The following is a 22,807-nucleotide window of genomic DNA, read 5'->3' on the forward strand; positions in this document are numbered from 1 at the left end:
AAAAAAAAAAAAAGCAACCAGTGAAAACCCGTTTCATCCGTAAAACCCGTGGGCAAAAGCAAAACATTAAAAACTTAGCATCTTAGTAACTTAGAATCTTAGCAACTCTTTAGGCTACAACAATAGTAGATTTGGCTACATCCATCTTTTTGATGTTACGCAACTTTGTAACATCAAAATTTAGAACTTATGAAAATTATAATTACAGGTTCTCTAGGGAACATCAGCAAGCCTTTGGCAAAAAAATTAATTGAAAAAGGACATTCCGTTACCGTAATTGCCAGCAGTAACGAAAGAAAACAAGAAATCGAAACCTTAGGCGCAAAAGCTGCTATTGGTTCTGTCGAAAATGTAGATTTTTTAACTAAAACATTTACAGACGCAGAGGCCGTTTACTGCATGATTCCGCGTGCCAATTATTTCGATCCCAATTTAGATTTAGATGCTTTTACACGCAAAATCGGAAACGCTTATGCTCAAGCCATTAAACGATCCGGAGTAAAACGTGTTGTTTTCCTGAGCAGTATTGGAGCGCATTTAAAAGAAAAATCAGGAATTATTCAACGTTACAATGAAATCGAAGCGGTTTTAAATCAGCTTTCAGACGTTTCGATTACGTTTATGCGTCCAACTTCTTTTTACTACAATTTACTGGCTTACATTCCTGCGATTAAAAATCAAGGTTTTATTTCGGCAAATTATGGTGCCGATGAATTAGTTCCGTGGGTATCTCCAAATGATATTGCAGAAGCAATTGCCGAAGAGCTTACAACTCCGCTTGACGGAAAAAAAGTTCGTTATGTAGCCAGTGAAGAATTAAATGGTCACGAAACTGCTCAAATTTTAGGCGCAGCAATTGGAAAACCAGATTTAAAATGGAATTTCATAAGCGATGAAGAAGTTCTAAACGGATTAATTTCAGTAGGAATGCAACCCAAAATCGCAGCAGGTTTGGTCGAAATGTACGCTGCACTTTACAGCGGTTTATTGGGCGAAGATTATTATAAAAACAAACCGGCAGTTTTAGGAAAAACAAAGCTGGCAGAATATGCAAAAGAATTTGCAGCAATATATAATCAAAAATAGGTAATTTAGGCTATGGCAAATCAACAACCACATCGAATAAAAAGTATCAGCGAATTTCATGAGTTTAGGGATTTGCCAAAGCCTGAACATCCGCTTGTAAGCGTTTATAATTTTGAAGATTTAAGATATCTCAACGAACAAGAACCCAAAAGTCTCATTCTCGACTTTTATTCTATTGCATTAAAAAGAAATGCCAATGCTGTAATGCGCTACGGACAGCAGGAATATGATTTTAAAGAAGGCGTTTTATTGTTTATTGCACCCGGTCAGGTTTTTTCTATTGAAGGAAATTCAGAACTGCAGCACACGGGATATTCCTTACTCGTTCATCCCGATTTTTTATGGAATACGCCGCTTGCACAGAAAATCAAACAATACGAATATTTTGGATATTCGGTTTACGAAGCGCTTCATCTTTCTGATAAAGAAGAAAAAATGATTATCGATATCATGAAAAATATTCAGCAGGAATACCAATCTAATATTGATAAATTCAGTCAGGATGTTATTATAGCACAAATAGAATTACTTCTAACCTATTCTGAACGTTTTTATAACCGACAATTCATTACTAGAAAAATAAGCAATCATGAGATTTTGGCTCGTTTAGAAAAATTGCTGGAAGAATATTTTACAAACGATTCTTTATCTAAAAAAGGTTTGCCAACAGTCCAGTTTATTGCCGATAATCTAAACGTTTCTCCCAATTATTTAAGCGGATTACTAAAACATCTTACCGGACAAAGCACACAGCAGCACATTCACGACAAACTGATCGAAAAAGCAAAAGAAAAACTTTCGACTACAAACTTATCCGTAAGCGAAATTGCTTATGAATTAGGCTTTGAACATCAACAGTCATTCAGTAAATTATTCAAAACAAAAACAAGCATTTCTCCTTTAGAATTCAGACAGTCTTTCAATTAAAAAAAATCCGGGCAAAACACGCATAATTTTCCTATATTCGTAACAATAAAATCAAAATTATGAATCCCGTTTTAAGGAATACTTTGGCTGTTATTGCCGGAATTATTATTGGAAGTATTGTTAATATGAGTATCATTTTAATCAGCGGTTCAATTATTCCACCGCCAGATGGAGTCGACAACACAACCATGGAAGGTTTGCAAAAAACAATGCATTTGTTTGAAGTACAACATTTTATTTTTCCATTTCTGGCTCACGCAATCGGAACATTTGCAGGAGCAGTTACAACCGCTTTAATCGCGATTAATCATAAAAAGAAATTAGCCTTGGTAATTGGAGCTTTCTTTTTACTAGGCGGAATCGTAAGTGTTTGTTCTCTGCCAGCACCAATGTGGTTTACCTTTATAGATTTGGTTTTTGCTTATATTCCAACTGCCTATTTGGCCTTGAGATTAGTTTGTAAAAAGACGCAGAAAACAGCCTATTAAAATTCAGTAAAATGAGCGGGAAACCATCCAAACAAAAACCGGCAAAAATGTGTTACGAACATATTGGCGGAAAACTTGGTCAATTGCTCGCTGTAACTTTTGCAGAAAAAGGATGGATTGCCAAGAAAAATCCCGCCGACAAACACTTTTATATTACCGATTTAGGCGAAAAAGAATTCACAAAATTAGGCATCGATATAACACAGATAAAACCTGAAGATTTATAAAAATTTTCAGGTTTTTTTAATTCAAAAAGTACTTCTAAATTTCATAACTTAGTTTGCTGTTTAATCCTGTAGATTATGACTAAGAAAGAAATCGTAGAAAACTTCTTAAAACTTGCTGCAAGCGGGCATCCGCATGAAGCCTTTAGACTTTATGTAGGCAAAAATTTTAAGCATCATAATATTCATTTTAAAGGAGATGCCCAGACTTTAATGCTGGCAATGGAAGAATCAGCAAGAAAAAATCCAAATAAAATTTTTAAAATTCATCATATCATTGCTGACCATGATTTGGTCGCTGTACATTCGCATTTAAAACAAAATTCAACCGATTTGGGATTTGTCGTAGTTCATATTTTTAAATTCGAATCAGATAAAATAATTGAACTCTGGGATTTAGGACAGCCTATTCCGGGTGAAATGGTTAATGAAAATGGAATGTTTTGAATTAATTGTGAATTGTTAATGGTGAATTGTTAATTATTAACTGAGTCAAAAACTGAAAACTGCGACTGCGACTGAAAACTAAAAAAAATCGAGACTGAAAAATGAACCTTAAATACAAAATTCCTGCTTTATTACTTTTGACTTTTCTTTTGTCATACTGCTATTCTTCTGCACAAAAGAAAGATGCTTACACTTCTAAAATTGACAGTCTGGTTGAACATACAACTTCTCCGGTTTTTAACGGTGTTGTTTTGATTTCTAAAAATGGAAAAACAGTGTATTCAAAAGCAAAGGGTTTTGCCAATTTTGAAACCAAAAAACCTTTAACGGTAAACTCTCAATTTGAGATCATGTCAAACAGCAAACAGGTTGCTGCGGTTTTACTTTTGTTGGAAGTTGAAAAAGGTAAAGTCGATTTAAATACTCCAATTAAAAAATATCTTCCGGAATTAACCCAATCGTGGGCAGATTCGGTTACGGTTCATCAACTTTTAAATCATACACACGGAATTGTCGATTTGCAAAAACCATTGGCGTTTAAACCCGGAACTCAGTTTAGTTACGGAAATTTAAGCTTTAGCCTTACTGAAAAAATCGTTGAACTAAGCACCAAAAAAAGTTATACGGAAGTAGCAAATGCTCTTTTTAAGAAATTAAAAATGAACAATACTTTTTGTTATGCTAAAGATAAAACCCAAAATTTAGTTACGGGAAATATTAACTCAAATGGAAAATTTGAAGCTGTAAAAACTACGCAGATTACGCCGCAAAGTTTAGGTGCAGACGGAGTTGTTTCTACCGTAAATGATTTATCGGTTTGGAATAATAATCTTCATAAAGGAAAAATCCTAAAACCAGAAACGTATCAATTAATGCTGAAACACAATATATTGGCGCAGCATGATTTCTTCGGAAAAGCAGATGAAGGTTATGGCTACGGAATTAAAATTATTGAGAAAGAAGCGGTAAAATATGTAGGTCACACCGGTTTAGGCGACGGATTTTCATCAGTAAATTTATATTTCCCTGAAAGTGATGTCAGCTTAATTGTGTTAGAAAATCAAATGAACGAAAGCCGCGATTTGTTTTATATTTCTGAATTTAAAATCAAAAATATTTTACTGAAAAGCGATTTAGTACATCAAAAATAAAAGACAATGGCAAAGAATAAAACAGCAGAAACCCAAAGCAGTGTTATTGATTTTATAAATACTGTAGACAGCGAAGCAAAAAGAAATGATGCTTTTGAACTGGTAAAAATAATGAAAGCGATTACAGGTTTTGAACCTAAAATGTGGGGACCAAGTATTATTGGCTTTGGAACTTATCATTACAAATATGCCACGGGACACGAAGGCGACGCACCTTTGGCCGCTTTTTCTCCCAGAAAAGCCGCAACAACAGTTTATTTTTATTTACCCGAAGAAAAGAGAGAAGAACTTTTTTCAAACTTAGGAAAATACAAAGTATCAAAAGCATGTATTTACATCAAGAAATTAGCTGATATCGACGTTGAAATCTTAAAAAAGATTATTTCGCTTTCGATTGAAGAAGTTAAAAATTTATATCCCCAAAAATAAAAATGATCACATTCTTAATCGTACTATTAATAATAGTGCTTCTCGTTTACAATTTTTTACAACATCCAAAATTCGGAAAAAAGCCTTCCGGCGAAAGGTTAGCTTTAATTGAAAAATCGCCTCAATACAAAAACGGAAAATTCGAAAACCAAAATTTCACACCAGATCTTGCTGAAGGCGCGACTTATTTTAGCGTTTTAAGTGAATTTTTCTTCAAAAAAGTCGACAGGAAAATCCCAACCGATTTAATTCCGTCAGTCAAAACCAATTTACACGAAATTCCTCTCGATCAGGATGTTTTAGTTTGGTTTGGACATTCGTCTTATTATATTCAGCTTGAAGGAAAACGATTTTTAATCGATCCTGTTTTTAGCGGTAACGCCTCTCCTATTGCGGGAACTACAAAATCGTTTAAAGGAACAGATATTTACGCCGTTGATGACATTCCTGAAATTGATTATTTACTGCTTACACACGATCATTATGATCATTTAGATTATAAAACCATTCTTCAGCTAAAGCCGAAAACTAAAAAAGTAATCACAGCACTTGGCGTTGGTTCTCATTTTGAGTTTTGGGGATTTCCAAAAGAAAATATTATCGAAAAAGACTGGCATGAAAAAATAGAATTAGACGAAAATCTAACGCTTTATACAACTCCGTCAAGACATTTTTCTGGCAGAAGTTTTAAACGCTGCAATACACTTTGGACTTCTTTTGTTTTAGAATCCAAAGATTTTAAAATGTATTTGGGCGGAGACAGCGGCTACGACCAGCACTTTGCAGAAATTGGCGAGAAATTCGGCCCTTTTGATATTGTTTTAATCGATAACGGTCAATACAATAAAAACTGGAAATACATTCATAATATGCCCGAAGATGTGATACAGGCAATTCAGGATTTAAAAGCAAAAAGAGCATTTCCGGTGCATTCGTCAAAGTTTTCTTTGTCACTGCATTCCTGGGATGAGCCCTTAATTAGAGTCACAGAACTCAATGCAAATTCAGCAAATCCAGTTCCATTAATTACGCCAATGATTGGAGAATTAGTGGAACTAAAAAATGAAAATCAGGAATTTAAACAATGGTGGAAAGGTATTAAATAATTTTAGATTGCAGATTTTAGATTTTAGATTGAAAACCTGAAACTTGAAACTTGAAACCTAAAACTTGAAACACTGCATTGTCACCCTGAGCGAAGTCGAAGGGTACGCAAAGGGCTTCGACTTCGCTCAGCCTTACAAGACTTGAAACTTGAAAAACCTGACACAAAAAAATGAAACAAAAAATAAACTTCCTAACGATTGTATTTCTGATAACCTGCAGTATGTTTTCTCAAAATACTTATGTGTTTTTAGGATCATATAATCGGGATAAAACGGCAGAAGCAATTCAAATATATCAATTAGATACTTTAAACGGAAAACTATCTAAAATAGCCTCGGCAAAAAATATTATAAACCCTTCGTATTTAACTGTTTCGCCAAATGGAAAATATGTTTACGCCTGTACGGATACCAAAACGCCAAATGCCGGAAGTATAAGCAGTTTTGAATTTAATCCCGAAAACAAAAGTCTGATTTTTTTAAACAGCCAAAGAAGCGGCGGTGAAAATCCGGTTTATGTTACGGTTCACAAAAGCGGAAAATGGATTGCAAATGCCAATTATACAGAAGGAAGTGTTTCGGTTTTCCCAGTTCTGGAAAACGGAAAAATTGATTCTATCGCGCAGAATTTTCAATATATTGATGGAAGTACGCACAAAGAAAGACAAACAAGATCTCACGTTCATTCTGCCGTATTTTCGCCTCAATTCGATTATTTATTTTTACCCGATTTAGGTGCCGATAAAATTCGCAGTTATGCTTTTGATGAAAATAAAAAACAGCCTTTAACCGAAGCTCAAATTCCTTTTACCAAAACTGATTTAGAAGCCGGTCCAAGACATTTTACTTTTCATCCGAATCAGAAATTTGGATATTGTATTGAAGAAATGGCGGGACAGATAAGCGTTTATAATTATGTAAAAGGAACTTTAAATAAAATCCAGCGTATTGCGACACATCCGGATAAAATAAAAGAAGGTTTTGAAAGTTCTGATATTCATATTTCACCAGATGGAAAGTTTCTTTACGCTACAAACCGAGGGAAAGAAAATAACATTGCTATTTTTTCAATTGATGAAAATGGATTATTGAAAAACATTGATTATCAATCGACTTTAGGAAAACATCCGAGAGTTTTTGCCATCGATGAAACCGGAAAATTCTTGGTTGCTACCAATGTAATTACTGGAAATATTATTGTTTTTAGAAGAAATCCTAAAACCGGATTATTGAAGAAAACAGGAAAAGAAATTAAAATGGAAAACGTTTCTTGTGTGCAGATTAGAAGGATTTGATTACTTGATGGATGGCACACGGATTTTACTTATTGAAACGGGTTAACACGGAGGTTTTGTCATCCTGAGCGAAGTCGAAGGATACGTAAGAAACTCTACAAAGTAAATCATCAATCTTTATCGATCTGCATGTGTAATCCTTCGACTTCGTTCAGGATGACAAAAAAAATCCTTTTTAATCCTTTTATCCCGATAGCTATCGGGAGTGGCAAAAAAACAAACTATAAAAACGCTATAAAATAACATTATAAAAAATGAAAAAAATAACTGTTTTCTGCGGATCAAGTTTTGGTACCGAAGAAATATATAAAGAACAAGCCGAATTATTGGGAAAAACTTTAGCCAAACAAAATATTGGTTTAGTTTATGGCGGAGCAAATGTGGGTTTAATGGGCGCTGTTGCGGATGGAGCTTTGAGCGAAAACGGAACTGTAATTGGCGTTCTTCCTAATTTTTTAAGATCAAAAGAAATTGCGCATAAAGGTTTAACCGAATTAATTTTGGTAGAAAGCATGCACGAACGCAAAACTAAAATGAATGATTTATGCGACGGTGTAATTGCGCTTCCGGGTGGTTTTGGAACTCTTGAAGAGCTTTTTGAAATGCTGACCTGGGCGCAGTTAGGTTTACATAAAAAACCGATCGCAATTTTAAACATCAACGGTTTTTATGATTCGCTTTTAGAATTACTTCAAACCATGAGAGAAAAAGGTTTATTGAAAGAAGCCAATCAAAAAATGCTTTTAGTAAGCGATGATATTGAAGATTTATTAAACCAAATGAAAAATTATACTCCGCCAACGGTTGGAAAATGGATTGAAAAAGACAAAGTTTAAATTTAGATTTATCTACAATTAAACTCTTTTAAACTGCTTTTTATAGTCACTTGGATTCAAGCCTGTATGTTTTTTAAACAAGCGATTCAGGTGACTTGCATCGCTAAAACCAAATTCATATACAATTTCATTGATCTGCATATTGGTAAATTTTAATCGGGTTTCGATTAGTTTTACTTTATAAGCCATTGTGTATTCCTGAATACTCTGCCCTGTTTTGGTTTTAAAATATTCGCTGATGTAAGTTGATGAAACATTAAATGCCGCCGCCATATTCGACGCTTTTAGATGTTCTGGCTGATAAATATTCTGATGCACATAATTCAACAAATCCAAACTCGGAACCACATTGGTTTGGTTAAGATTAAGTGGTGCAATAAGTGAAATGTTTCTGGCTGCAATTGTAATAATCGTATTCAGAATTTGCTTAATAACTTCCTGCTGTTGCGGAAAGTTCGTGCTTTCTTCTCTAATAAGAGCTTCAATCATTGCCCTTACCAAAGGTTTGTCTGTTACAGTTTTTAAAATACAGCCCGGCCTGTGATTGTGGTTATGAAAAATAAATTCAAGCTTTTGAATCCAGTCACTGCTTTGTGTTTTAAGATAACTGTCATGAAATCGTATAAAGAAAAATTTCGTTTTCTCTGTAACTTCAAAACTATGCGTATCTTGCGGAAAGATTAAAAAAAACTTATCGCTGCTATAAGGCCATCGATGATCGTTTATAATTTGAGTTCCTTTTCCTTCCAGAACAAAAACCATTTCAAAAAAAGTATTTTTACGTTCTTTCGCTTCATATTCTAAAACTTCTAAAAACTGAAGTTCAAATGGGTGGTATAAATTTCTAATTTCCATCTTTCAAAAGTACAAATTATTCCAATGATTGTACAAATTTTAAAAAGCTGTTATCCGCAACTTTGTAGTATAAAATCACTTAATATGGAAACAACCTCTTTTTTATTATTACGTCTTGCAATCGCAATCAGCATGTTTGGCCACGGATTAGTCCGACTGCCAAAACTTACTACTTTCAGTAATTGGATGGTTGGCACTTTTGAAAATTCAATGCTGCCAAAAATCCTCGTAACACCATTTAGTTATATTTTACCAATAGCCGAATTTACCATTGGTCTTTTGTTATTATTAGGCTTATTTACCAAACCAGCTTTAATTGCCGGAGCTGTTGTTATGCTGGTCTTATTATTTGGTACTTCGATGATTGAGAACTGGGAAGCTGTTCCCTCACAGTTAATTCACATTGCATTTTTTGCTTTGCTATTGCATTTTGCAGCTTATAATAGCTGGGCTATTGATATCTTAATTAAAAAATAAATAGTATGAGTTCAAGAAGAAATTTTATTAAACAAACCGGAATAATTGGAATGGTTGGAATGATAAATCCTATTGAAACTTTTTCTGAAGTTTCAAAAAATGCTCCAATTTTCTCTCCTCAAAAAACAAAATGGGCAGACGGTTCAAGATTAGTTGTTTCGATTTCTATGCAGTTTGAAGCCGGAGGACAGCCTCAAAATGCAGAAAGTCCATTTCCTCAAAATATACAAAAAGGTTTTATTGATCTTCCTGCGGCAACCTGGTACGAATATGGATATAAAGAAGGCGTTCCGCGTATGCTCGACAATTGGGATAAACTAGGTGTAAAAGTAACGTCGCACATGGTTGGAACTGCGGTTTTAAAAAATCCGGAGTTAGCCAAAGAAATTGTACAAAGAGGCCACGAAGCCGCTGCACACGGAATGAGCTGGAGTACACAATACACCATGCCTTATGAAGAGGAAAAAAAGTTTATAAAAGATGGTGTCGACGCCATAAAAAAAGTTACCGGTTTTACTCCTGTTGGTTACAATGCCAACTGGTTACGCCGAGGACAAAATACACTTGAGATCCTGCAGGAATTGGGATTCAAATATCATATTGATGATCTTAGCCGCGATGAGCCTTTTATCATTCAGGTAAAAAATAAAGATTTTGCAGTTGTTCCGTATACTATTCGATGCAATGATATTGTTTTGATTGAAGGGAAAAACTTTTCGGCAGATCAGTTTTTACAGCAAGCAAAACTGGAATTTGACCAATTATACGCCGAAAGCGAAACACAACGCCGACAAATGTCAATCAGTTTTCATGATCGTATTGGCGGAACGCCGCAAATGGTAAAAGCAACAAGCGATCTTATTAAATATATGCAGGAGCATCAAGGTGTGAGTTTTAAACGTAAAGACGAAATTGCTGAGATTGCACTTCATGATAAAACTACAATTAGAGAGTAAATTGCAGATTTTAGATTTTAGATTGCAGATTTAGAATTTGGAATTTTACTTCTCACATATAAAATTATAATCCACATGAGTTAAAAAGCTTGTGTGGATTTTTTTATTCCCTTTTTTTGGAATTTCTTTCTTAAATTAGAAGTCCAAAAATCAACTCATTTTTCACCTCTCACATTTTACTTATCAATCATGAAACCAGAAAACAACAAATTTGCAAAAGCCGAAATGCTGATTAGAAAACCTGTTTCAGAAGTTTTTCAGGCTTTTATTGATCCGGAAATTACCAGTAAATTTTGGTTTACAAAAGGTTCCGGAAAATTAGAAGAAGGTAAAAAAACCGAATGGACATGGGAAATGTATGGTTTTTCACTTTCGGTTACGACATTAGTTTTACAGGAAAATAAAAAGATTGTTATTGAATGGGGAAATCCAGATGAAACAACTTTGGTAGAATGGATTTTTACGCCGTTAAACGAAAATGAAACTTTTGTAAGCATAACAAATTCAGGTTTAAAAGGAGATTCAGATAAAATAATCGATCAGGTTCGCAATTCTACCGAAGGTTTTACGTTAGTTTTAGCCGGAGCAAAAGCGTTTTTGGAGCATCAATTACAGCTAAATTTAGTTTTAGACAGATTCCCAAAAGGATTAGCATAAAATGCGATTTTTAACGCAAAGAGCGCAAAGATTTTTCGCAAAGTTTTTAAAGTATTAGAGGCTTTGCCTTAAGAACGCCAAGCTAAAAAAACTTTGCGCCTTCGCGACTTTGCGAGATTCAAAAAAATAAACTTAAAAATAAACTTCGCTAAAAATGGAAACTAAGAAACCCGAAAATATCGACGAATACATTGGCGGATTCCCTAATGATGTTCAGGAAATTTTAGAAAAAGTGAGAATGACGATTCAGAAAGCAGCGCCTGATGCCAAGGAAAAAATCAGTTATTCGATGCCGGCGTTTGAGCAAAATGGAATCGTGGTTTATTTTGCGGCTTTTAAAAATCATATCGGATTGTATGCTTTACCAAGCGGACATGAAGCTTTTGCCGCAGAGCTTTCTAAATATAAATCTGGAAAAGGTTCGGTTCAGTTTCCTTTAAAAGAAAAAATGCCGTATGATTTAATTACTAAAATTGTAAAATTTAGAGTGAAAGAAAATCTGGAAAAAGCGAAAAAGAAATAACCAAAATGAATTTAGCAGAACATTACAATCAACTTTATAAAACTTCTTCTGAATCCATTTTAAAGCAAAATTACAGCTTAGATTCTAAAATAAATGATCCTTCAGATTCCCGATTTGGTATTACGCTTCTCCTCCGCCCCAGCGAAAAAATAAAAAGCAATATTCAGTTATTTTTAGAAGAATTAAAAGCAGTTGAACCCAATCAATATTATTATCCTGATTCTGATATTCATATTACAGTAATGTCGATTATCTCGTGTTATGAAGGTTTTAATCTAGATAAAATTAATATTGAAGATTATATTAAAATCATTGAAAAAAGCTTAGAAGATTTGAGCAAAATCAAAATTGAATTTCGCGGTGTTACGGCTTCAAATTCTGCAATAATGATTCAGGGATTTCCTTCTGATGAAACTTTGAATAATTTAAGAAATAAACTTCGTGAGAATTTTCGAAATTCAACTTTAGAACAAAGCATCGACAGTCGGTATTCAATTGCTACAGCGCATTCTACAGTAATGCGTTTTACAGAAAAACTTCAAAACCCTAAAAAATTAATTGAAGTTGTTGAGCAATTTCGGGATTATAATTTCGGAGAATTCACAGCCGATAAACTCGAATTAGTTTTTAATGATTGGTATCAGAGAAAAGAAAATACAATTCATTTGAAGGATTTTGAGTTGTGATTTTTTTGCCACGACCCGAGCGATAGCGAACAGGCGAAGCAATTACACTAATTTTCACGAATTAAAAATAAAAAATTCGTGGAAATTCGTGGAATTTGTGGCAAACTTATTTTTTAAAAGTTCCAAAATGCCATAAAACCCCAGACGGATCATGTAGGAAACATTCACTTCCCCATTCTAAATGGCGGGTTGGTGTTAGTTTTACGCCGTATTTTTCAGTTAAGTTTAAGGCTAAAAGTTCCTTATAATAACGATCTGTATCATCAACTTCAATAAAAATCATCGTGTTTTCAATCCAGCTTTTATCATAATAATCCTGGAGATAAAAGGCAGTTTCACCTGATTTAAAAACCGAAAAATTAGATTCTAAAACTACTTCTTCAAAACCTAAATCGCGATAAAAACTTCTCGAAACTTCGAAATCTTTAGCGCCAATAAATGGTCGGATTGATTTTATATTGTGGTTCATCTTTATTGCTTTTTGAAATTATTTATCAAACCCAAGCTGTTTTCGTAAATCTAAATTCAGACTGTATTGTTCCTGAACCGGAATTATTTTTCGTGAGTTTTTATTAATATCACTTCCTTCGGCAGTCCATAAAAATGGATAAAAATTGAACACTTCATCGCCTTTTAATTTAGAAACTTCTGTTCTCCATCCATTCCATCTGTTGCCTTCATAAAACTTATCCAAATTATTGCTAAAACAAAATCCTAAAAATTCAGAATAGGTAATATCAAGCTGTTCAAACTCCAGATTATCAGGAGAAAAATAATAAATCTTCCCAACATCAGTTCCTAATCCTCCTCCATTTAAAAAATAAAAACCGCCAATTGCATCATCGGCAATTAATAAAAAAGCAGGTGTTTCTCCAAACTCATTAAATGTTTTTCCTTTGTTCCAATCTGGCAGTGAACGATTAAATTTTGAACTTCCGGAACCTAAAATCCTAATCCACCCATCATCAATTAAAATTCCTCCAGTATTAAAAATAACTGCTCCCATTGTCGAGCGGGTTGTCACCTGAGTTTTGTACAAAGCGTCTTTTGCTTTTACAGCATCAACCGGTAAAACCTCCACTTTATTTGTTGCTGTTTTAATCCAGTCTTCTACAAGAGTCCAGCCTGGATCTGCTTTGTCTATAAGTTCTTCGGCTTTTTTCATTTTGTTTTGTGCAGTCGCTGCAAAAGTTAAAAATGTCAGTACTAGTAACGGAAACTTTGGTATCATTTAATGGCTTATAATTATTTAAATCTAACCCTTCTTCAAAATACTTCCTAAACCGCGGCCAATCTGTTCAATAGCTTCCAGACTTTTGGTTAATGGCGATGCAGTAAAATCTTCATAGGCATCCATAGAACTAATTTTACGATCGTCCTGCGGATAAACCAGAATGATATTATTATTGCTGAAGAATTTTTCGAATTTTTGCGGAAGTCTGTCAAAGATAGAATGATACGAAACAGAACCTTTTCGCGATAAGTTGAAAACAATTAAATCAGTTTCACGAATCTCATCTGAAATTGATTCAAAATCATCCCATTCTATTACACTTTTAAAACCCAATTTAGCATTCAAACGGAGATTATTCGCAATCTGTTGAATGGTTTGATGTGTTTTATATTCGGCATGAACTACAATCGGAATACTTAGTTCTTGCGACAACCTGCATATTTTTTGCAATAAAAGCTGAAATCCAATTCCTCTTTCTGAAAATGGCGGACAAATAAATACCAGTCTCTTATCTTCAATAAATGTTTTTTGAAATCTGCTGATAAACAAGCTTTTGTCAACATTGTTTATAATTGAATCTACATTTTCTCCAAAAATTTTATCCAGAAAACCTGTTTTCTTTGGCCAGCCTACAATCACAATATCCGACATTATTTCTTTAGAAGTTCTGGCAATTCCACTCGCCGGATTGTGGTCAATTCTTGCAATCGTATTTATTTTTACTTCTGATGCTGAGCCTTGAATTACAAATTTATCAACTGCTTTTCGGTATTTTAAAATATTCTTTTCAGCCTGATCGTTATTGGGTACAATCGTTAAAAGCGTAATTGGATTCGAAGATTTTTTATCTTTTATTAAAAGTGCAAAATCCAGTAAACTGGCGGCTGCCGAAGTTTTTGCTAACGGAATTAAAATATGTTCGTCTAAAATTTGATCTTTATCGGCGTCTGCATGTGAAATTTCTTCTTCGCAGATCGCTATTTTCTTAGCCGCTTTTTCGGTTGCAAAAGAAGCCACAATACAAGTAATCAGAATTAAAATAATAGTTCCGTTTAAGATATTTTCATCCAGGATTTTCGCTTTAAAACCCACTAAAATTACGGCCAGAGTTGCAGCGGCGTGCGCACTGCTCAAACCAAAAATAAGCTGTCTTTCGGTTTTACTGTATTTAAAAACAACCTGTGTAAAAAAGGCTGCGATCCATTTTCCAAAAATAGCCACAACACTCAAAGTTCCCGCAACAATTAAAGCCGTTGGCCCGCTTAAAATCACGCTGATATCAACCAGCATCCCAACAGAAATCAGGAAAAACGGAATAAATAAGGAGTTCCCGATAAATTCAATTCTGTTCATCAAAGCTGATGATTGCGGAATTAAAGGATTTAAGGCTAAACCGGCAACGAAAGCACCAATAATAGGCTCTACTCCTGCTACTTCGGCCAAAAAGGCCGCAAAGAAAACTACAGAAAGAACAAAAATATAATGGGCGTGTTTTTCACTTTCCAGTTTTTTGAAAAACCATTTGGCAATTCGTGGAATCAATAAAAACATTATGGCAGAGAAAATCGCCAATGAAACACCTAATTTGATCCAAAACGCCTGATTTAAACTTCCCTGACTGCTTCCCATAATTACGGCCAGAATAATCAAAACGGCAGTATCGGTCAAAATGGTTCCGCCAACAGTAATAGCAACTGCCTGATTTTTTGCAATTCCGAGTTTACTCACAATTGGATATGCTACTAAAGTATGTGTTGCAAACATACTAGCCGTTAAAAAACTGGCATTAAAATCGTATTGCAGTAAATAAAAACAAACCGGAAAACCTATTGAAAGCGGCAGAATAAATGTAAAGAATCCGAATAATAAACTCTTGTTTCGGTTCGCTTTAAACTCATTCATATCCAATTCCAGACCCGCAATAAACATAATGTACAAAAGCCCGATTGTCGAAAATAAATCGACAGCAGAGTTTTTAGCCAGAATATTAAGTCCGTGCGGCCCAATAATAACACCCGAAATAATTAAACCGATAATTCCCGGAATATTTATTTTTTTAAGTAAAATGGGCGACAGCAGAATAATGAAAAGTATTAAAGAGAAAATCAATACTGGATTGCTGAGAGGTAATTCAAATTCGTGTAAAAAATGCTTGAAAAATTCTATCATAATATAATTTTATCTTTTTATGGTATTCTAAATTTTCGTAAAAAGACATTGGTAGAATTAAAACGAAATCATCTACAGTTTCGGCTAATTTTCAATTTTGGGCAATTAAAAGAAACAGCAGATTTTGATAGTTGCATCTTTACAAAAATACCGAAAAAAGGTGAACTTTTTACGAAAACCACATATTAAGGAATTAAATTTATTTCGTTGCCGAATTAATAAAATTTAATATTTTTTTTAACAAATACGCAAGATTAACATTCAAAATTAATTCTTCATTGCATTATTCAATTATCTTTGTCTTAACAAAAATTGAACAATGGAAGAATGTATCTCTGTTTTTGATATGCTTAAAATTGGTGTTGGCCCTTCTAGCTCACATACTTTAGGTCCGTGGAGAGCCGCCGAACGTTTTTTAGAAGAGCTAAAAAATGAATCAATTTTAGATCAGATTAAACGTGTAAAAGTCGATTTGTACGGTTCACTTTCCTTAACCGGAAAAGGCCACGCGACGGATTTATCTGTTATGCTGGGTCTAAGTGGTCAGGATCCTGAATATATTCCGGTGGAAAATATTGCCGGAATCATTAAAACCATTGAAGATACAAACGAAATCAATCTCGCAAATGAATATAAAATTCCGTTTTATTTCCTGCAGGATATTGTTTTCAATAAAGACTTTCTTCCTTTTCATGCAAATGGGTTAAAATTCACGGCTTATAAAAATGACGATTCTGAATACGAATCTACTTTTTATTCTATTGGCGGCGGTTTTGTTGTAAAAGAAGAGCGTGAAAATGCTAAAATCAAAGAAGTCATAAAATGTGCTTTTCCGTTTCCAATTCAAAATGCGGTTGAGCTTTTAAATTATACCGTTTCTGAAAACAAATCGATTTCTGAGATTGTTTATGAAAATGAAAAATCAATGCGCTCTGAAGAAGTAATTCATTCCGAATTAATGCGTATTTGGAATACAATGCTGGAATGCATGTACATTGGCTGTCATACCGGAGGAATCCTTCCGGGCGGTTTGCATGTTCGCAGAAGAGCTTTTGATATGCACCAAAATTTAATTGGACTTTCCAATTATACTAATCCGCAATCATGGCTGGAAGAAATCAGAAAAACGGAGGTAAAATTTCGTCAGATTTTAAAATGGGTAAGCTGTTTTGCATTGGCCGTAAATGAAGTAAATGCTTCGTTAGGCCGCGTTGTTACAGCTCCAACAAACGGAAGTGCTGGTGTTATTCCGGCTGTTTTAATGTATTATCTGGTTATTGAAAATCATGATGCGGGCGAAAAAGAAATCAAACAATTTTTGATGGTTGCCGGAGAAATTGGAAGTATCTTTAAAAAAGGTTCTACGATTTCTGCTGCAATGGGTGGTTGTCAGGCAGAGATTGGCGTTTCGTCATCGATGGCAGCGGCAGCGCTTTGTGAATTAATGGACGGAACTCCTGCTCAGGTTTTAATGGCAGCAGAAATTGCAATGGAACATCATTTAGGTTTAACCTGTGATCCAATTGGTGGTTTAGTTCAAATTCCGTGTATCGAAAGAAATACAATGGGTGCGATAAAAGCCATAAATGCTGCTGAATTGGCTCTTGAAACGGATTCTAAAAATGCAAAAGTTCCGTTAGACAAAGTAATTAATACAATGTGGCAAACGGCAAAAGACATGAATTCTAAATACAAAGAAACCTCAGAAGGCGGACTTGCCATTGCGGTAAACATGGCGGATTGTTAAAAATATTTGCTTGCCACAGATTAAAAGGATTAAAATGATTTTTTCACGCAGATCCTGCAGATTTAAGCAGATTTTATTTAAAATTAAATCTTCTTATTTTTTAAAATTTGCATAAATAAAAATCTGTGAAAATCCTTTTAATCTGTGGCAAAAACTCAAAACTACTTCATGAAAAAACTCTACTTTCTAATTGCGATATGCTTTTCTTTTTTATCGCATTCACAGGAACGTTATTTTCTTAATTCAGATACCAGACTTTATATTTCAGCGAGTACTTCGGATGATTTTTTGGGTTATTTTAAATATGGGGCAGAAGTTCGGTTATTATCAGAAAACCAAAATGGCTGGTATAAAGTTCAGGCGGATAATTTTAACGAAGGATATGTCCCCGAGAAATTTGTTGCTACAAGATTAAATGCAAAAGATATCAAAATAAAAGATCCTGAAAGTCCTATTCTCGAAGGCGGTGATGCATATTACGGCGGAAATCATTTATTTGTTTTAGTCGCAGGTTTAAAAGCCAGAGCGCTGCCGGATAAAAATTCAAAAATTAAAGAAATCCTTTTTACCGGAGATCCGGTTGCTGTAAACTATCTTCCTAAAAATCAAGAAGACTGGGTTAATATTAATGGAAATTTTGACGAAGAATATGCTAAATATACGTTGAGAAAATTCATTGGCGTAAGACCTGATTTTGAAACTTTATTGAAAGATTTTGATAAACTTGATATCAATGCAGTTTCCGAACGAAAAACGGTAAGCGAAAGACTTGTTGAACTAGCATGGAACAGTGAATATTTTAAATTAGAACCAGCTTACAAAAGATACTACGAAGTTGTTAAGCAGATAAATGATCCTAAATTACTTGCTGAAACTGAATTAAATATGGCTATAGCCAAAGGTTTAACGAAACATAAATTATCGGAACAAATTGTTTCTTTTGTCAAAAAAGCAGAATTTAGTTTAAAAGGAACTAAAACCAAATCGTTGTATTTATCACAAAATGATTTAGTTAAAGTATTTGGCAAACCAACAAAAAAAGCAAATGTTGGTGACGAATGCGGAATTTATCTTAGTGATTTATTCTACTATTATCCAGACTTGGAAGTTTCTGTTGATGAAAAGAAAAATCAGGCAGAAATCGTAAAAGTTTTCATCAACGAAAACAACAAATTTATAATAAACCCAAATGCAGTTTTAGATAATTCAATGTCCGAAAAAGCTTTCATTGAAAAATATGGAACTTATATCGATGCTTCGATAAAATCACCACATAAATATTCTATCATAATGGAAGACAGTCAGTTTAGATTAGAATTTAAAGACGGGAAACTTTTTTCTGTCGAAATATTCTTTTATTGCTGATTCTCAAGTTATAATTATTCAATACTTTTACATCTTCAAAAAAAAAATAAAATGTCAGTAGCAAAAAAAGATTATAAAAGAATCACAACAAAGTCATTGATTGAAATGAAAAGCAACGGAGAAAAAATCTCTATGCTTACCGCGTATGATTATACAATGGCTAAAATTGTTGATACCGCAGGAGTCGATGTGATTTTGGTGGGAGATTCGGCATCAAATGTTATGGCGGGTCACGAAACGACGCTGCCAATCACTTTAGATCAAATGATTTATCATGCTTCATCTGTAGTTCGTGCTGTAGAAAGAGGCTTAGTTGTGGTTGATTTACCTTTTGGAAGTTACCAATCTGATCCTAAAGAGGCTTTGCGTTCTGCTATCAGAATTATGAAGGAAAGCGGCGGACATGCTGTAAAACTTGAAGGTGGAAAAGAAATTAAAGAATCTATCAAAAAAATATTAAATGCAGGAATTCCAGTTATGGGACATTTAGGTTTAACGCCTCAGTCTATCTATAAATTTGGAACATACAGCGTTCGTGCAAAAGAAGAAGAAGAAGCCGAAAAATTAATTGAAGATGCTAAAATGCTGGAAAAAGTTGGATGTTTTGCAGTAGTTCTGGAAAAAATCCCTGCTGATTTGGCCGAAAAAGTAGCTAAAAGTATCTCGATTCCAGTTATTGGAATTGGTGCCGGAGGCGGTGTAGACGGACAGGTTTTAGTTATTCACGATATGTTAGGAATGAACAATGAATTCAGTCCTCGTTTCCTGCGTCGTTATTTAAACTTATACGAATTAATGACAAAAGCAATTGGCCAATATGCTGCTGATGTTAAGTCGAGTGATTTTCCTAATGCTGGGGAACAGTATTAATTTTAAGATGCTAAGTTGCTAAGGTTCTGAGACGCTAAGCTTTTTTTTGGTACAAAGGTTCAAAGTGACAAAGATTCAAAGGTTTTAAAAAACACAAAAATTTAATTGCCTCCAGCTTTAGCTGGAGGTATTTTTTAAGCTTTATTGAAGGCTTTAGCCAAACTTTTCCAATCTACAATCATAAATCTAAAATCTAAAATTCCTCCATAAGTCTAATATGAAAATTCTTTCGGATAAAAATAATCTACAAATCTTGCATGAAGACAATCACATTATTGTGGTTAACAAACGCGTAGGCGATATTGTACAAGGTGATAAAACAGGTGACAAACCTTTATCTGATGTTGTAAAAGAATATATAAAAGACAAATACAATAAACCGGGCGATGTTTTCCTGGGTGTGATTCATCGTTTAGATCGTCCTACAACCGGAATTGTGGTTTTTGCGAGAACTAGTAAAGCATTGACGCGAATGAACGAATTGTTCAGTAATCGTGAAACTAAAAAAACGTATTGGGCTGTTGTAAAAAATAAACCTGTTGAAGCTAGTGCTAAATTGGTTCATTATTTAAAAAGAAACGAAAAAAACAATACTTCAAAAGCACATTTAAAAGAAGTTCCAGACAGCAAACCAGCAAGTCTGGATTATAAAATAATCAAAGAACTTCAAAATTATACAGCTCTGGAAATCAATCTTCATACGGGGCGTCATCATCAAATTCGTGCACAATTGTCTGCCATTGGATCTCCAATAAAAGGCGATTTAAAATATGGAGCCGACAGAAGCAATCCCGACGGCGGAATTCATCTTCATGCCAGAAAACTAGTTTTTGTTCATCCTGTTTCAAAAGAAAACATTACAATCATTGCGCCAACTCCAGATGAAACGATTTGGAATGCCGTCTGATTTTTATGATTAAATTGTTAATTTTTTAAATTTTATCGATTAACTTGCATATCCTAAAAAACAAGCTGATCATAAAATGGAATTCAAAAACGACATTGGTTACAGAAAAGAAACGCTGAAAAAGTTATTATATAACATTCAAAAAAGCGAAGATTTAATTGTAAAAGCTTTGTACGATGATTTTAAAAAACCAGAATTCGAAGCTGTTGTAACTGAGACAAATTATGTTATTTCGGAATTAAAAGATACTATCAAAAATCTTAATTCCTGGGCAAAACCCAAACGTGTCTTCCCTTCCCTTCTTAATTTTCCTTCTTCAGATTATATTTATAAAGAACCTTACGGAAATGTTCTGGTAATTGCTCCGTGGAATTATCCGTTTCAATTGGCTTTGTGCCCGTTGATTTCAGCCGTTGCTGCCGGAAACAGAGTCGTTTTAAAGCCTTCAGAACTTACGCCGCATACTTCTTCAATTATTGCTAAAATTATTGAGAAAACATTTCATATCAGTCATGTAGAAGTTTTTGAAGGCGGTGTCGAGGTTTCAAATAAATTACTGGCACAGCGCTGGGATTATATTTTCTTTACCGGAAGCGCTCCAGTTGGGAAAATTGTGGCAAAAGCAGCTGCCGAAAACCTAACTCCTGTAACACTCGAATTAGGCGGAAAAAATCCTTGCGTTGTTGATGAAACTGCTAATTTAAAACTGGCAGCAAAACGAATTGTGTGGGGAAAATTTATAAATGCCGGACAAACCTGCATTGCTCCGGATTATGTTTTGATTCAAAAAAACATGAAAGTCAATTTCATCACCTTTTTAATGGAAGAAATTGTAAAAGCATACGGTAAAAAAATAGATAAATCACCAGATTTTGCCCGAATCGTAAATACCAAAAATTGGGTTCGTTTAGATCAAATGATTGAAAAAGAAAAGGTAATTTTTGGCGGAGATACAAATGCTGATAAATTGTACATTTCTCCTACTTTAATTGAAGAACCAAGTTTAGATAGTGCTGTAATGAAGGAAGAAATCTTTGGGCCAATCTTACCAATTTTAATTTATGAAACCGAAGCTGACATTCATAATGTGATTAGTAAGTACGAAAAACCTCTCGCTTTTTATATTTTTAGTGAAAATAAATCATTTGCTAAAAAATTAATTGCAAATTACTCTTTTGGAGGCGGCTGCATAAACGATACAGTAGTTCATTTTTCTAATAAAAGGCTTCCTTTTGGCGGTGTTGGCCACAGCGGAATTGGAGCTTATCACGGAAAATTGAGTTTTGATATTTTTTCGCATCATAAAGCAATAGTTAAAAAAGCAAACTGGCTTGATCTGCCTATGCGTTACGCGCCATATAAAGACAAACTCGCTTCGATAAAACGAATTTTAGACTGGCTTTAAATTAGGGAAACAATTTCGTAATATTTGTAGATTTTTATTCGGAATTGATTTAAAATATTATATTTACGTCAACTAATTTATTACGACGAAGAATATAAAACAACTTTACTTTTAAAATGAAATCTACACTTGAACAAATTGAGGACATCAAAAAAGATGGCTATTCGATAGACTTTTCTACTGTTTTTACTTATGCTTTTGAAAATTACAAAAAGATAGCTTTGTATTCCGGATTGATAATTCTTGTGTTTTCAATTCTTGCTTTTATAGTAATCATGGGATTAGCCACCGTAGTTTATGGTATACAAGCTCTTTCAGAAGATTTTATTAAAAACTTCGAAAATCAAAAACTTACTTATCTTGAACAATTATTTTCAACAGTTGCTGTTGCAGTTGTAAGCGCAATATTTGCACCGCTTGGAGCCGGGTTTCTTAAAATGGCTGACTGCGCAGATAAAGATGAAGAGTTTAATGTTTCTACAATTTTTACCTATTATAAAGCACCGTACTTTTTTCAATTATTCTCTTTAGCATTTCTGTTAGCTATTGTAAGTACTGGAATTTCGTATGCTTTAGACAGTACCGGAATCATGTTTTTAGGCGGCGGAATATCAATAATGATTTCGTTTTTTACTTATTTTGCAATTCCCTTAGTGATTTTTGGAAATCTTAAAGCAATAGATGCCATTAAATCAAGTATTGTTATTGTAGGTAAAAATCCATTAATAATTTTCGCTCTGTTTGTCATAGGATTTCTTGGGTCATTAGTGGGTCTTGTTGCATGCTGCATCGGAGTAATTTTTACTGTTATTTTCAATACATCAGTAACATATGCTACTTATTATTCAATTTTTACCGAAGAAGAGCAAGCAGATTCTATTGATTCAATTGGAAGATCGGATTTTGAATAAAAACAAAGTTCTAGTAAATTTCAAAGGGCTTAACCAACTCTATTATTAGAATTTAA

At 34.0% G+C, this 22,807-nt stretch carries 25 protein-coding genes; 21 read left to right on the forward strand and 4 right to left on the reverse strand.

Annotation, left to right across the window (positions count from 1 at the left end):
• Positions 1–189 precede the first annotated feature (189 nt).
• The 10 genes from APR43_RS20485 to APR43_RS20530 all read left to right on the forward strand — a co-directional run bounded on the left by APR43_RS20485 (position 190) and on the right by APR43_RS20530 (position 7,989).
• Complete coding sequence (locus APR43_RS20485) at positions 190–1,086, forward strand: NAD(P)H-binding protein (RefSeq protein ID WP_053471733.1); 897 nt, start codon at positions 190–192, stop codon at positions 1,084–1,086.
• A 12-nt stretch (positions 1,087–1,098) separates the two neighbouring features.
• Positions 1,099–2,013: a helix-turn-helix domain-containing protein gene (locus APR43_RS20490; RefSeq protein ID WP_053471734.1), complete on the forward strand. Its 915-nt coding sequence runs from the start codon at positions 1,099–1,101 to the stop codon at positions 2,011–2,013.
• A gap of 59 nt (positions 2,014–2,072) precedes the next feature.
• A complete protein-coding gene (locus APR43_RS20495) occupies positions 2,073–2,501 on the forward strand; it encodes a hypothetical protein (RefSeq protein ID WP_053471735.1) in 429 nt (142 codons plus the stop codon).
• An 11-nt stretch (positions 2,502–2,512) separates the two neighbouring features.
• The gene (locus APR43_RS20500) at positions 2,513–2,728 is read left to right on the forward strand and encodes a hypothetical protein (protein ID WP_053471736.1); all 216 of its coding nucleotides are present in this window, start codon (positions 2,513–2,515) and stop codon (positions 2,726–2,728) included.
• Positions 2,729–2,803: 75 nt separating this feature from the next.
• On the forward strand, positions 2,804–3,172 hold the full coding sequence (locus APR43_RS20505) for a nuclear transport factor 2 family protein (protein ID WP_053471737.1): 369 nt from the start codon (positions 2,804–2,806) through the stop codon (positions 3,170–3,172).
• 101 nt (positions 3,173–3,273) lie between these two features.
• Complete coding sequence (locus APR43_RS20510) at positions 3,274–4,323, forward strand: serine hydrolase domain-containing protein (protein WP_053471738.1); 1,050 nt, start codon at positions 3,274–3,276, stop codon at positions 4,321–4,323.
• A gap of 6 nt (positions 4,324–4,329) precedes the next feature.
• Positions 4,330–4,752: a DUF1801 domain-containing protein gene (locus tag APR43_RS20515; protein WP_053471739.1), complete on the forward strand. Its 423-nt coding sequence runs from the start codon at positions 4,330–4,332 to the stop codon at positions 4,750–4,752.
• A gap of 2 nt (positions 4,753–4,754) precedes the next feature.
• Complete coding sequence (locus APR43_RS20520) at positions 4,755–5,858, forward strand: MBL fold metallo-hydrolase (RefSeq protein WP_053471740.1); 1,104 nt, start codon at positions 4,755–4,757, stop codon at positions 5,856–5,858.
• A 170-nt stretch (positions 5,859–6,028) separates the two neighbouring features.
• Positions 6,029–7,153 (forward strand): lactonase family protein, encoded by a 1,125-nt coding sequence (locus tag APR43_RS20525; RefSeq protein ID WP_053471741.1) that lies wholly within the window; start codon positions 6,029–6,031, stop codon positions 7,151–7,153.
• A 254-nt stretch (positions 7,154–7,407) separates the two neighbouring features.
• The gene (locus APR43_RS20530; protein ID WP_053471742.1) at positions 7,408–7,989 is read left to right on the forward strand and encodes a TIGR00730 family Rossman fold protein; all 582 of its coding nucleotides are present in this window, start codon (positions 7,408–7,410) and stop codon (positions 7,987–7,989) included.
• An 18-nt stretch (positions 7,990–8,007) separates the two neighbouring features.
• On the opposite strand, the gene APR43_RS20535 is transcribed toward APR43_RS20530, so the two are convergent.
• Positions 8,008–8,844: a helix-turn-helix domain-containing protein gene (locus APR43_RS20535; RefSeq protein ID WP_053471743.1), complete on the reverse strand. Its 837-nt coding sequence runs from the start codon at positions 8,842–8,844 to the stop codon at positions 8,008–8,010.
• An 84-nt stretch (positions 8,845–8,928) separates the two neighbouring features.
• On the opposite strand from APR43_RS20535, the gene APR43_RS20540 reads away from it, so the two are divergent.
• From APR43_RS20540 to APR43_RS20560, 5 genes are all read left to right on the forward strand, one after another.
• Positions 8,929–9,321 carry a DoxX family membrane protein gene (locus tag APR43_RS20540; protein ID WP_053471744.1) on the forward strand — a complete coding sequence of 131 codons (393 nt, stop codon included), beginning with the start codon at positions 8,929–8,931 and terminating at the stop codon, positions 9,319–9,321.
• A gap of 5 nt (positions 9,322–9,326) precedes the next feature.
• The gene (locus tag APR43_RS20545) at positions 9,327–10,277 is read left to right on the forward strand and encodes a polysaccharide deacetylase family protein (RefSeq protein WP_082356415.1); all 951 of its coding nucleotides are present in this window, start codon (positions 9,327–9,329) and stop codon (positions 10,275–10,277) included.
• A 189-nt stretch (positions 10,278–10,466) separates the two neighbouring features.
• Positions 10,467–10,934 (forward strand): SRPBCC family protein, encoded by a 468-nt coding sequence (locus tag APR43_RS20550; protein ID WP_053471745.1) that lies wholly within the window; start codon positions 10,467–10,469, stop codon positions 10,932–10,934.
• A gap of 154 nt (positions 10,935–11,088) precedes the next feature.
• Positions 11,089–11,457 carry an iron chaperone gene (locus APR43_RS20555; protein ID WP_053471746.1) on the forward strand — a complete coding sequence of 123 codons (369 nt, stop codon included), beginning with the start codon at positions 11,089–11,091 and terminating at the stop codon, positions 11,455–11,457.
• Positions 11,458–11,462: 5 nt separating this feature from the next.
• A complete protein-coding gene (locus APR43_RS20560) occupies positions 11,463–12,143 on the forward strand; it encodes a 2'-5' RNA ligase family protein (RefSeq protein ID WP_053471747.1) in 681 nt (226 codons plus the stop codon).
• Between the two features lie 106 nt (positions 12,144–12,249).
• On the opposite strand, the gene APR43_RS20565 is transcribed toward APR43_RS20560, so the two are convergent.
• From APR43_RS20565 to APR43_RS20575, 3 genes are read right to left on the reverse strand one after another with little or no spacing between them, the layout of a single operon-like run.
• The gene (locus tag APR43_RS20565; protein ID WP_053471748.1) at positions 12,250–12,612 is read right to left on the reverse strand and encodes a VOC family protein; all 363 of its coding nucleotides are present in this window, start codon (positions 12,610–12,612) and stop codon (positions 12,250–12,252) included.
• A gap of 18 nt (positions 12,613–12,630) precedes the next feature.
• Entirely contained in the window at positions 12,631–13,374 is a 744-nt protein-coding gene (locus tag APR43_RS20570) for a DUF2625 domain-containing protein (RefSeq protein ID WP_082356416.1), read from the reverse strand.
• Positions 13,375–13,398: 24 nt separating this feature from the next.
• The gene (locus APR43_RS20575; RefSeq protein WP_053471749.1) at positions 13,399–15,546 is read right to left on the reverse strand and encodes a cation:proton antiporter; all 2,148 of its coding nucleotides are present in this window, start codon (positions 15,544–15,546) and stop codon (positions 13,399–13,401) included.
• A 319-nt stretch (positions 15,547–15,865) separates the two neighbouring features.
• Here APR43_RS20575 and APR43_RS20580 point away from each other — a divergent pair, with 319 nt between their 5' ends.
• The 6 genes from APR43_RS20580 to APR43_RS20605 all read left to right on the forward strand — a co-directional run bounded on the left by APR43_RS20580 (position 15,866) and on the right by APR43_RS20605 (position 22,751).
• Positions 15,866–17,293 carry an L-serine ammonia-lyase gene (locus tag APR43_RS20580; protein WP_053471750.1) on the forward strand — a complete coding sequence of 476 codons (1,428 nt, stop codon included), beginning with the start codon at positions 15,866–15,868 and terminating at the stop codon, positions 17,291–17,293.
• A 168-nt stretch (positions 17,294–17,461) separates the two neighbouring features.
• The gene (locus tag APR43_RS20585; RefSeq protein ID WP_053471751.1) at positions 17,462–18,658 is read left to right on the forward strand and encodes an SH3 domain-containing protein; all 1,197 of its coding nucleotides are present in this window, start codon (positions 17,462–17,464) and stop codon (positions 18,656–18,658) included.
• Positions 18,659–18,709: 51 nt separating this feature from the next.
• A complete protein-coding gene (panB, locus tag APR43_RS20590) occupies positions 18,710–19,528 on the forward strand; it encodes a 3-methyl-2-oxobutanoate hydroxymethyltransferase (RefSeq protein ID WP_053471752.1) in 819 nt (272 codons plus the stop codon).
• 217 nt (positions 19,529–19,745) lie between these two features.
• Entirely contained in the window at positions 19,746–20,435 is a 690-nt protein-coding gene (locus tag APR43_RS20595; RefSeq protein WP_053471753.1) for an RluA family pseudouridine synthase, read from the forward strand.
• A gap of 76 nt (positions 20,436–20,511) precedes the next feature.
• Complete coding sequence (locus tag APR43_RS20600; RefSeq protein WP_053471754.1) at positions 20,512–21,840, forward strand: aldehyde dehydrogenase; 1,329 nt, start codon at positions 20,512–20,514, stop codon at positions 21,838–21,840.
• A gap of 116 nt (positions 21,841–21,956) precedes the next feature.
• Complete coding sequence (locus APR43_RS20605; protein ID WP_053471755.1) at positions 21,957–22,751, forward strand: hypothetical protein; 795 nt, start codon at positions 21,957–21,959, stop codon at positions 22,749–22,751.
• The last annotated feature ends 56 nt before the right edge of the window (positions 22,752–22,807 follow it).

This window comes from Flavobacterium sp. NLM (assembly GCF_002210235.1).
GTDB classification, from domain to species: Bacteria; Bacteroidota; Bacteroidia; order Flavobacteriales; family Flavobacteriaceae; genus Flavobacterium; species Flavobacterium panici.

Bases quoted from the DNA above. Each gene is read 5' to 3' on its own strand.
- APR43_RS20485 (WP_053471733.1), top strand. From the start codon at position 190: ATGAAAATTATAATTACAGGTTCTCTAGGGAACATCAGCAAGCCTTTG.
- APR43_RS20490 (WP_053471734.1), top strand. From the start codon at position 1,099: ATGGCAAATCAACAACCACATCGAATAAAAAGTATCAGCGAATTTCAT.
- APR43_RS20495 (WP_053471735.1), top strand. From the start codon at position 2,073: ATGAATCCCGTTTTAAGGAATACTTTGGCTGTTATTGCCGGAATTATT.
- APR43_RS20500 (WP_053471736.1), top strand. From the start codon at position 2,513: ATGAGCGGGAAACCATCCAAACAAAAACCGGCAAAAATGTGTTACGAA.
- APR43_RS20505 (WP_053471737.1), top strand. From the start codon at position 2,804: ATGACTAAGAAAGAAATCGTAGAAAACTTCTTAAAACTTGCTGCAAGC.
- APR43_RS20510 (WP_053471738.1), top strand. From the start codon at position 3,274: ATGAACCTTAAATACAAAATTCCTGCTTTATTACTTTTGACTTTTCTT.
- APR43_RS20515 (WP_053471739.1), top strand. From the start codon at position 4,330: ATGGCAAAGAATAAAACAGCAGAAACCCAAAGCAGTGTTATTGATTTT.
- APR43_RS20520 (WP_053471740.1), top strand. From the start codon at position 4,755: ATGATCACATTCTTAATCGTACTATTAATAATAGTGCTTCTCGTTTAC.
- APR43_RS20525 (WP_053471741.1), top strand. From the start codon at position 6,029: ATGAAACAAAAAATAAACTTCCTAACGATTGTATTTCTGATAACCTGC.
- APR43_RS20530 (WP_053471742.1), top strand. From the start codon at position 7,408: ATGAAAAAAATAACTGTTTTCTGCGGATCAAGTTTTGGTACCGAAGAA.
- APR43_RS20535 (WP_053471743.1), bottom strand. From the start codon at position 8,844: ATGGAAATTAGAAATTTATACCACCCATTTGAACTTCAGTTTTTAGAA.
- APR43_RS20540 (WP_053471744.1), top strand. From the start codon at position 8,929: ATGGAAACAACCTCTTTTTTATTATTACGTCTTGCAATCGCAATCAGC.
- APR43_RS20545 (WP_082356415.1), top strand. From the start codon at position 9,327: ATGAGTTCAAGAAGAAATTTTATTAAACAAACCGGAATAATTGGAATG.
- APR43_RS20550 (WP_053471745.1), top strand. From the start codon at position 10,467: ATGAAACCAGAAAACAACAAATTTGCAAAAGCCGAAATGCTGATTAGA.
- APR43_RS20555 (WP_053471746.1), top strand. From the start codon at position 11,089: ATGGAAACTAAGAAACCCGAAAATATCGACGAATACATTGGCGGATTC.
- APR43_RS20560 (WP_053471747.1), top strand. From the start codon at position 11,463: ATGAATTTAGCAGAACATTACAATCAACTTTATAAAACTTCTTCTGAA.
- APR43_RS20565 (WP_053471748.1), bottom strand. From the start codon at position 12,612: ATGAACCACAATATAAAATCAATCCGACCATTTATTGGCGCTAAAGAT.
- APR43_RS20570 (WP_082356416.1), bottom strand. From the start codon at position 13,374: ATGATACCAAAGTTTCCGTTACTAGTACTGACATTTTTAACTTTTGCA.
- APR43_RS20575 (WP_053471749.1), bottom strand. From the start codon at position 15,546: ATGATAGAATTTTTCAAGCATTTTTTACACGAATTTGAATTACCTCTC.
- APR43_RS20580 (WP_053471750.1), top strand. From the start codon at position 15,866: ATGGAAGAATGTATCTCTGTTTTTGATATGCTTAAAATTGGTGTTGGC.
- APR43_RS20585 (WP_053471751.1), top strand. From the start codon at position 17,462: ATGAAAAAACTCTACTTTCTAATTGCGATATGCTTTTCTTTTTTATCG.
- panB (WP_053471752.1), top strand. From the start codon at position 18,710: ATGTCAGTAGCAAAAAAAGATTATAAAAGAATCACAACAAAGTCATTG.
- APR43_RS20595 (WP_053471753.1), top strand. From the start codon at position 19,746: ATGAAAATTCTTTCGGATAAAAATAATCTACAAATCTTGCATGAAGAC.
- APR43_RS20600 (WP_053471754.1), top strand. From the start codon at position 20,512: ATGGAATTCAAAAACGACATTGGTTACAGAAAAGAAACGCTGAAAAAG.
- APR43_RS20605 (WP_053471755.1), top strand. From the start codon at position 21,957: ATGAAATCTACACTTGAACAAATTGAGGACATCAAAAAAGATGGCTAT.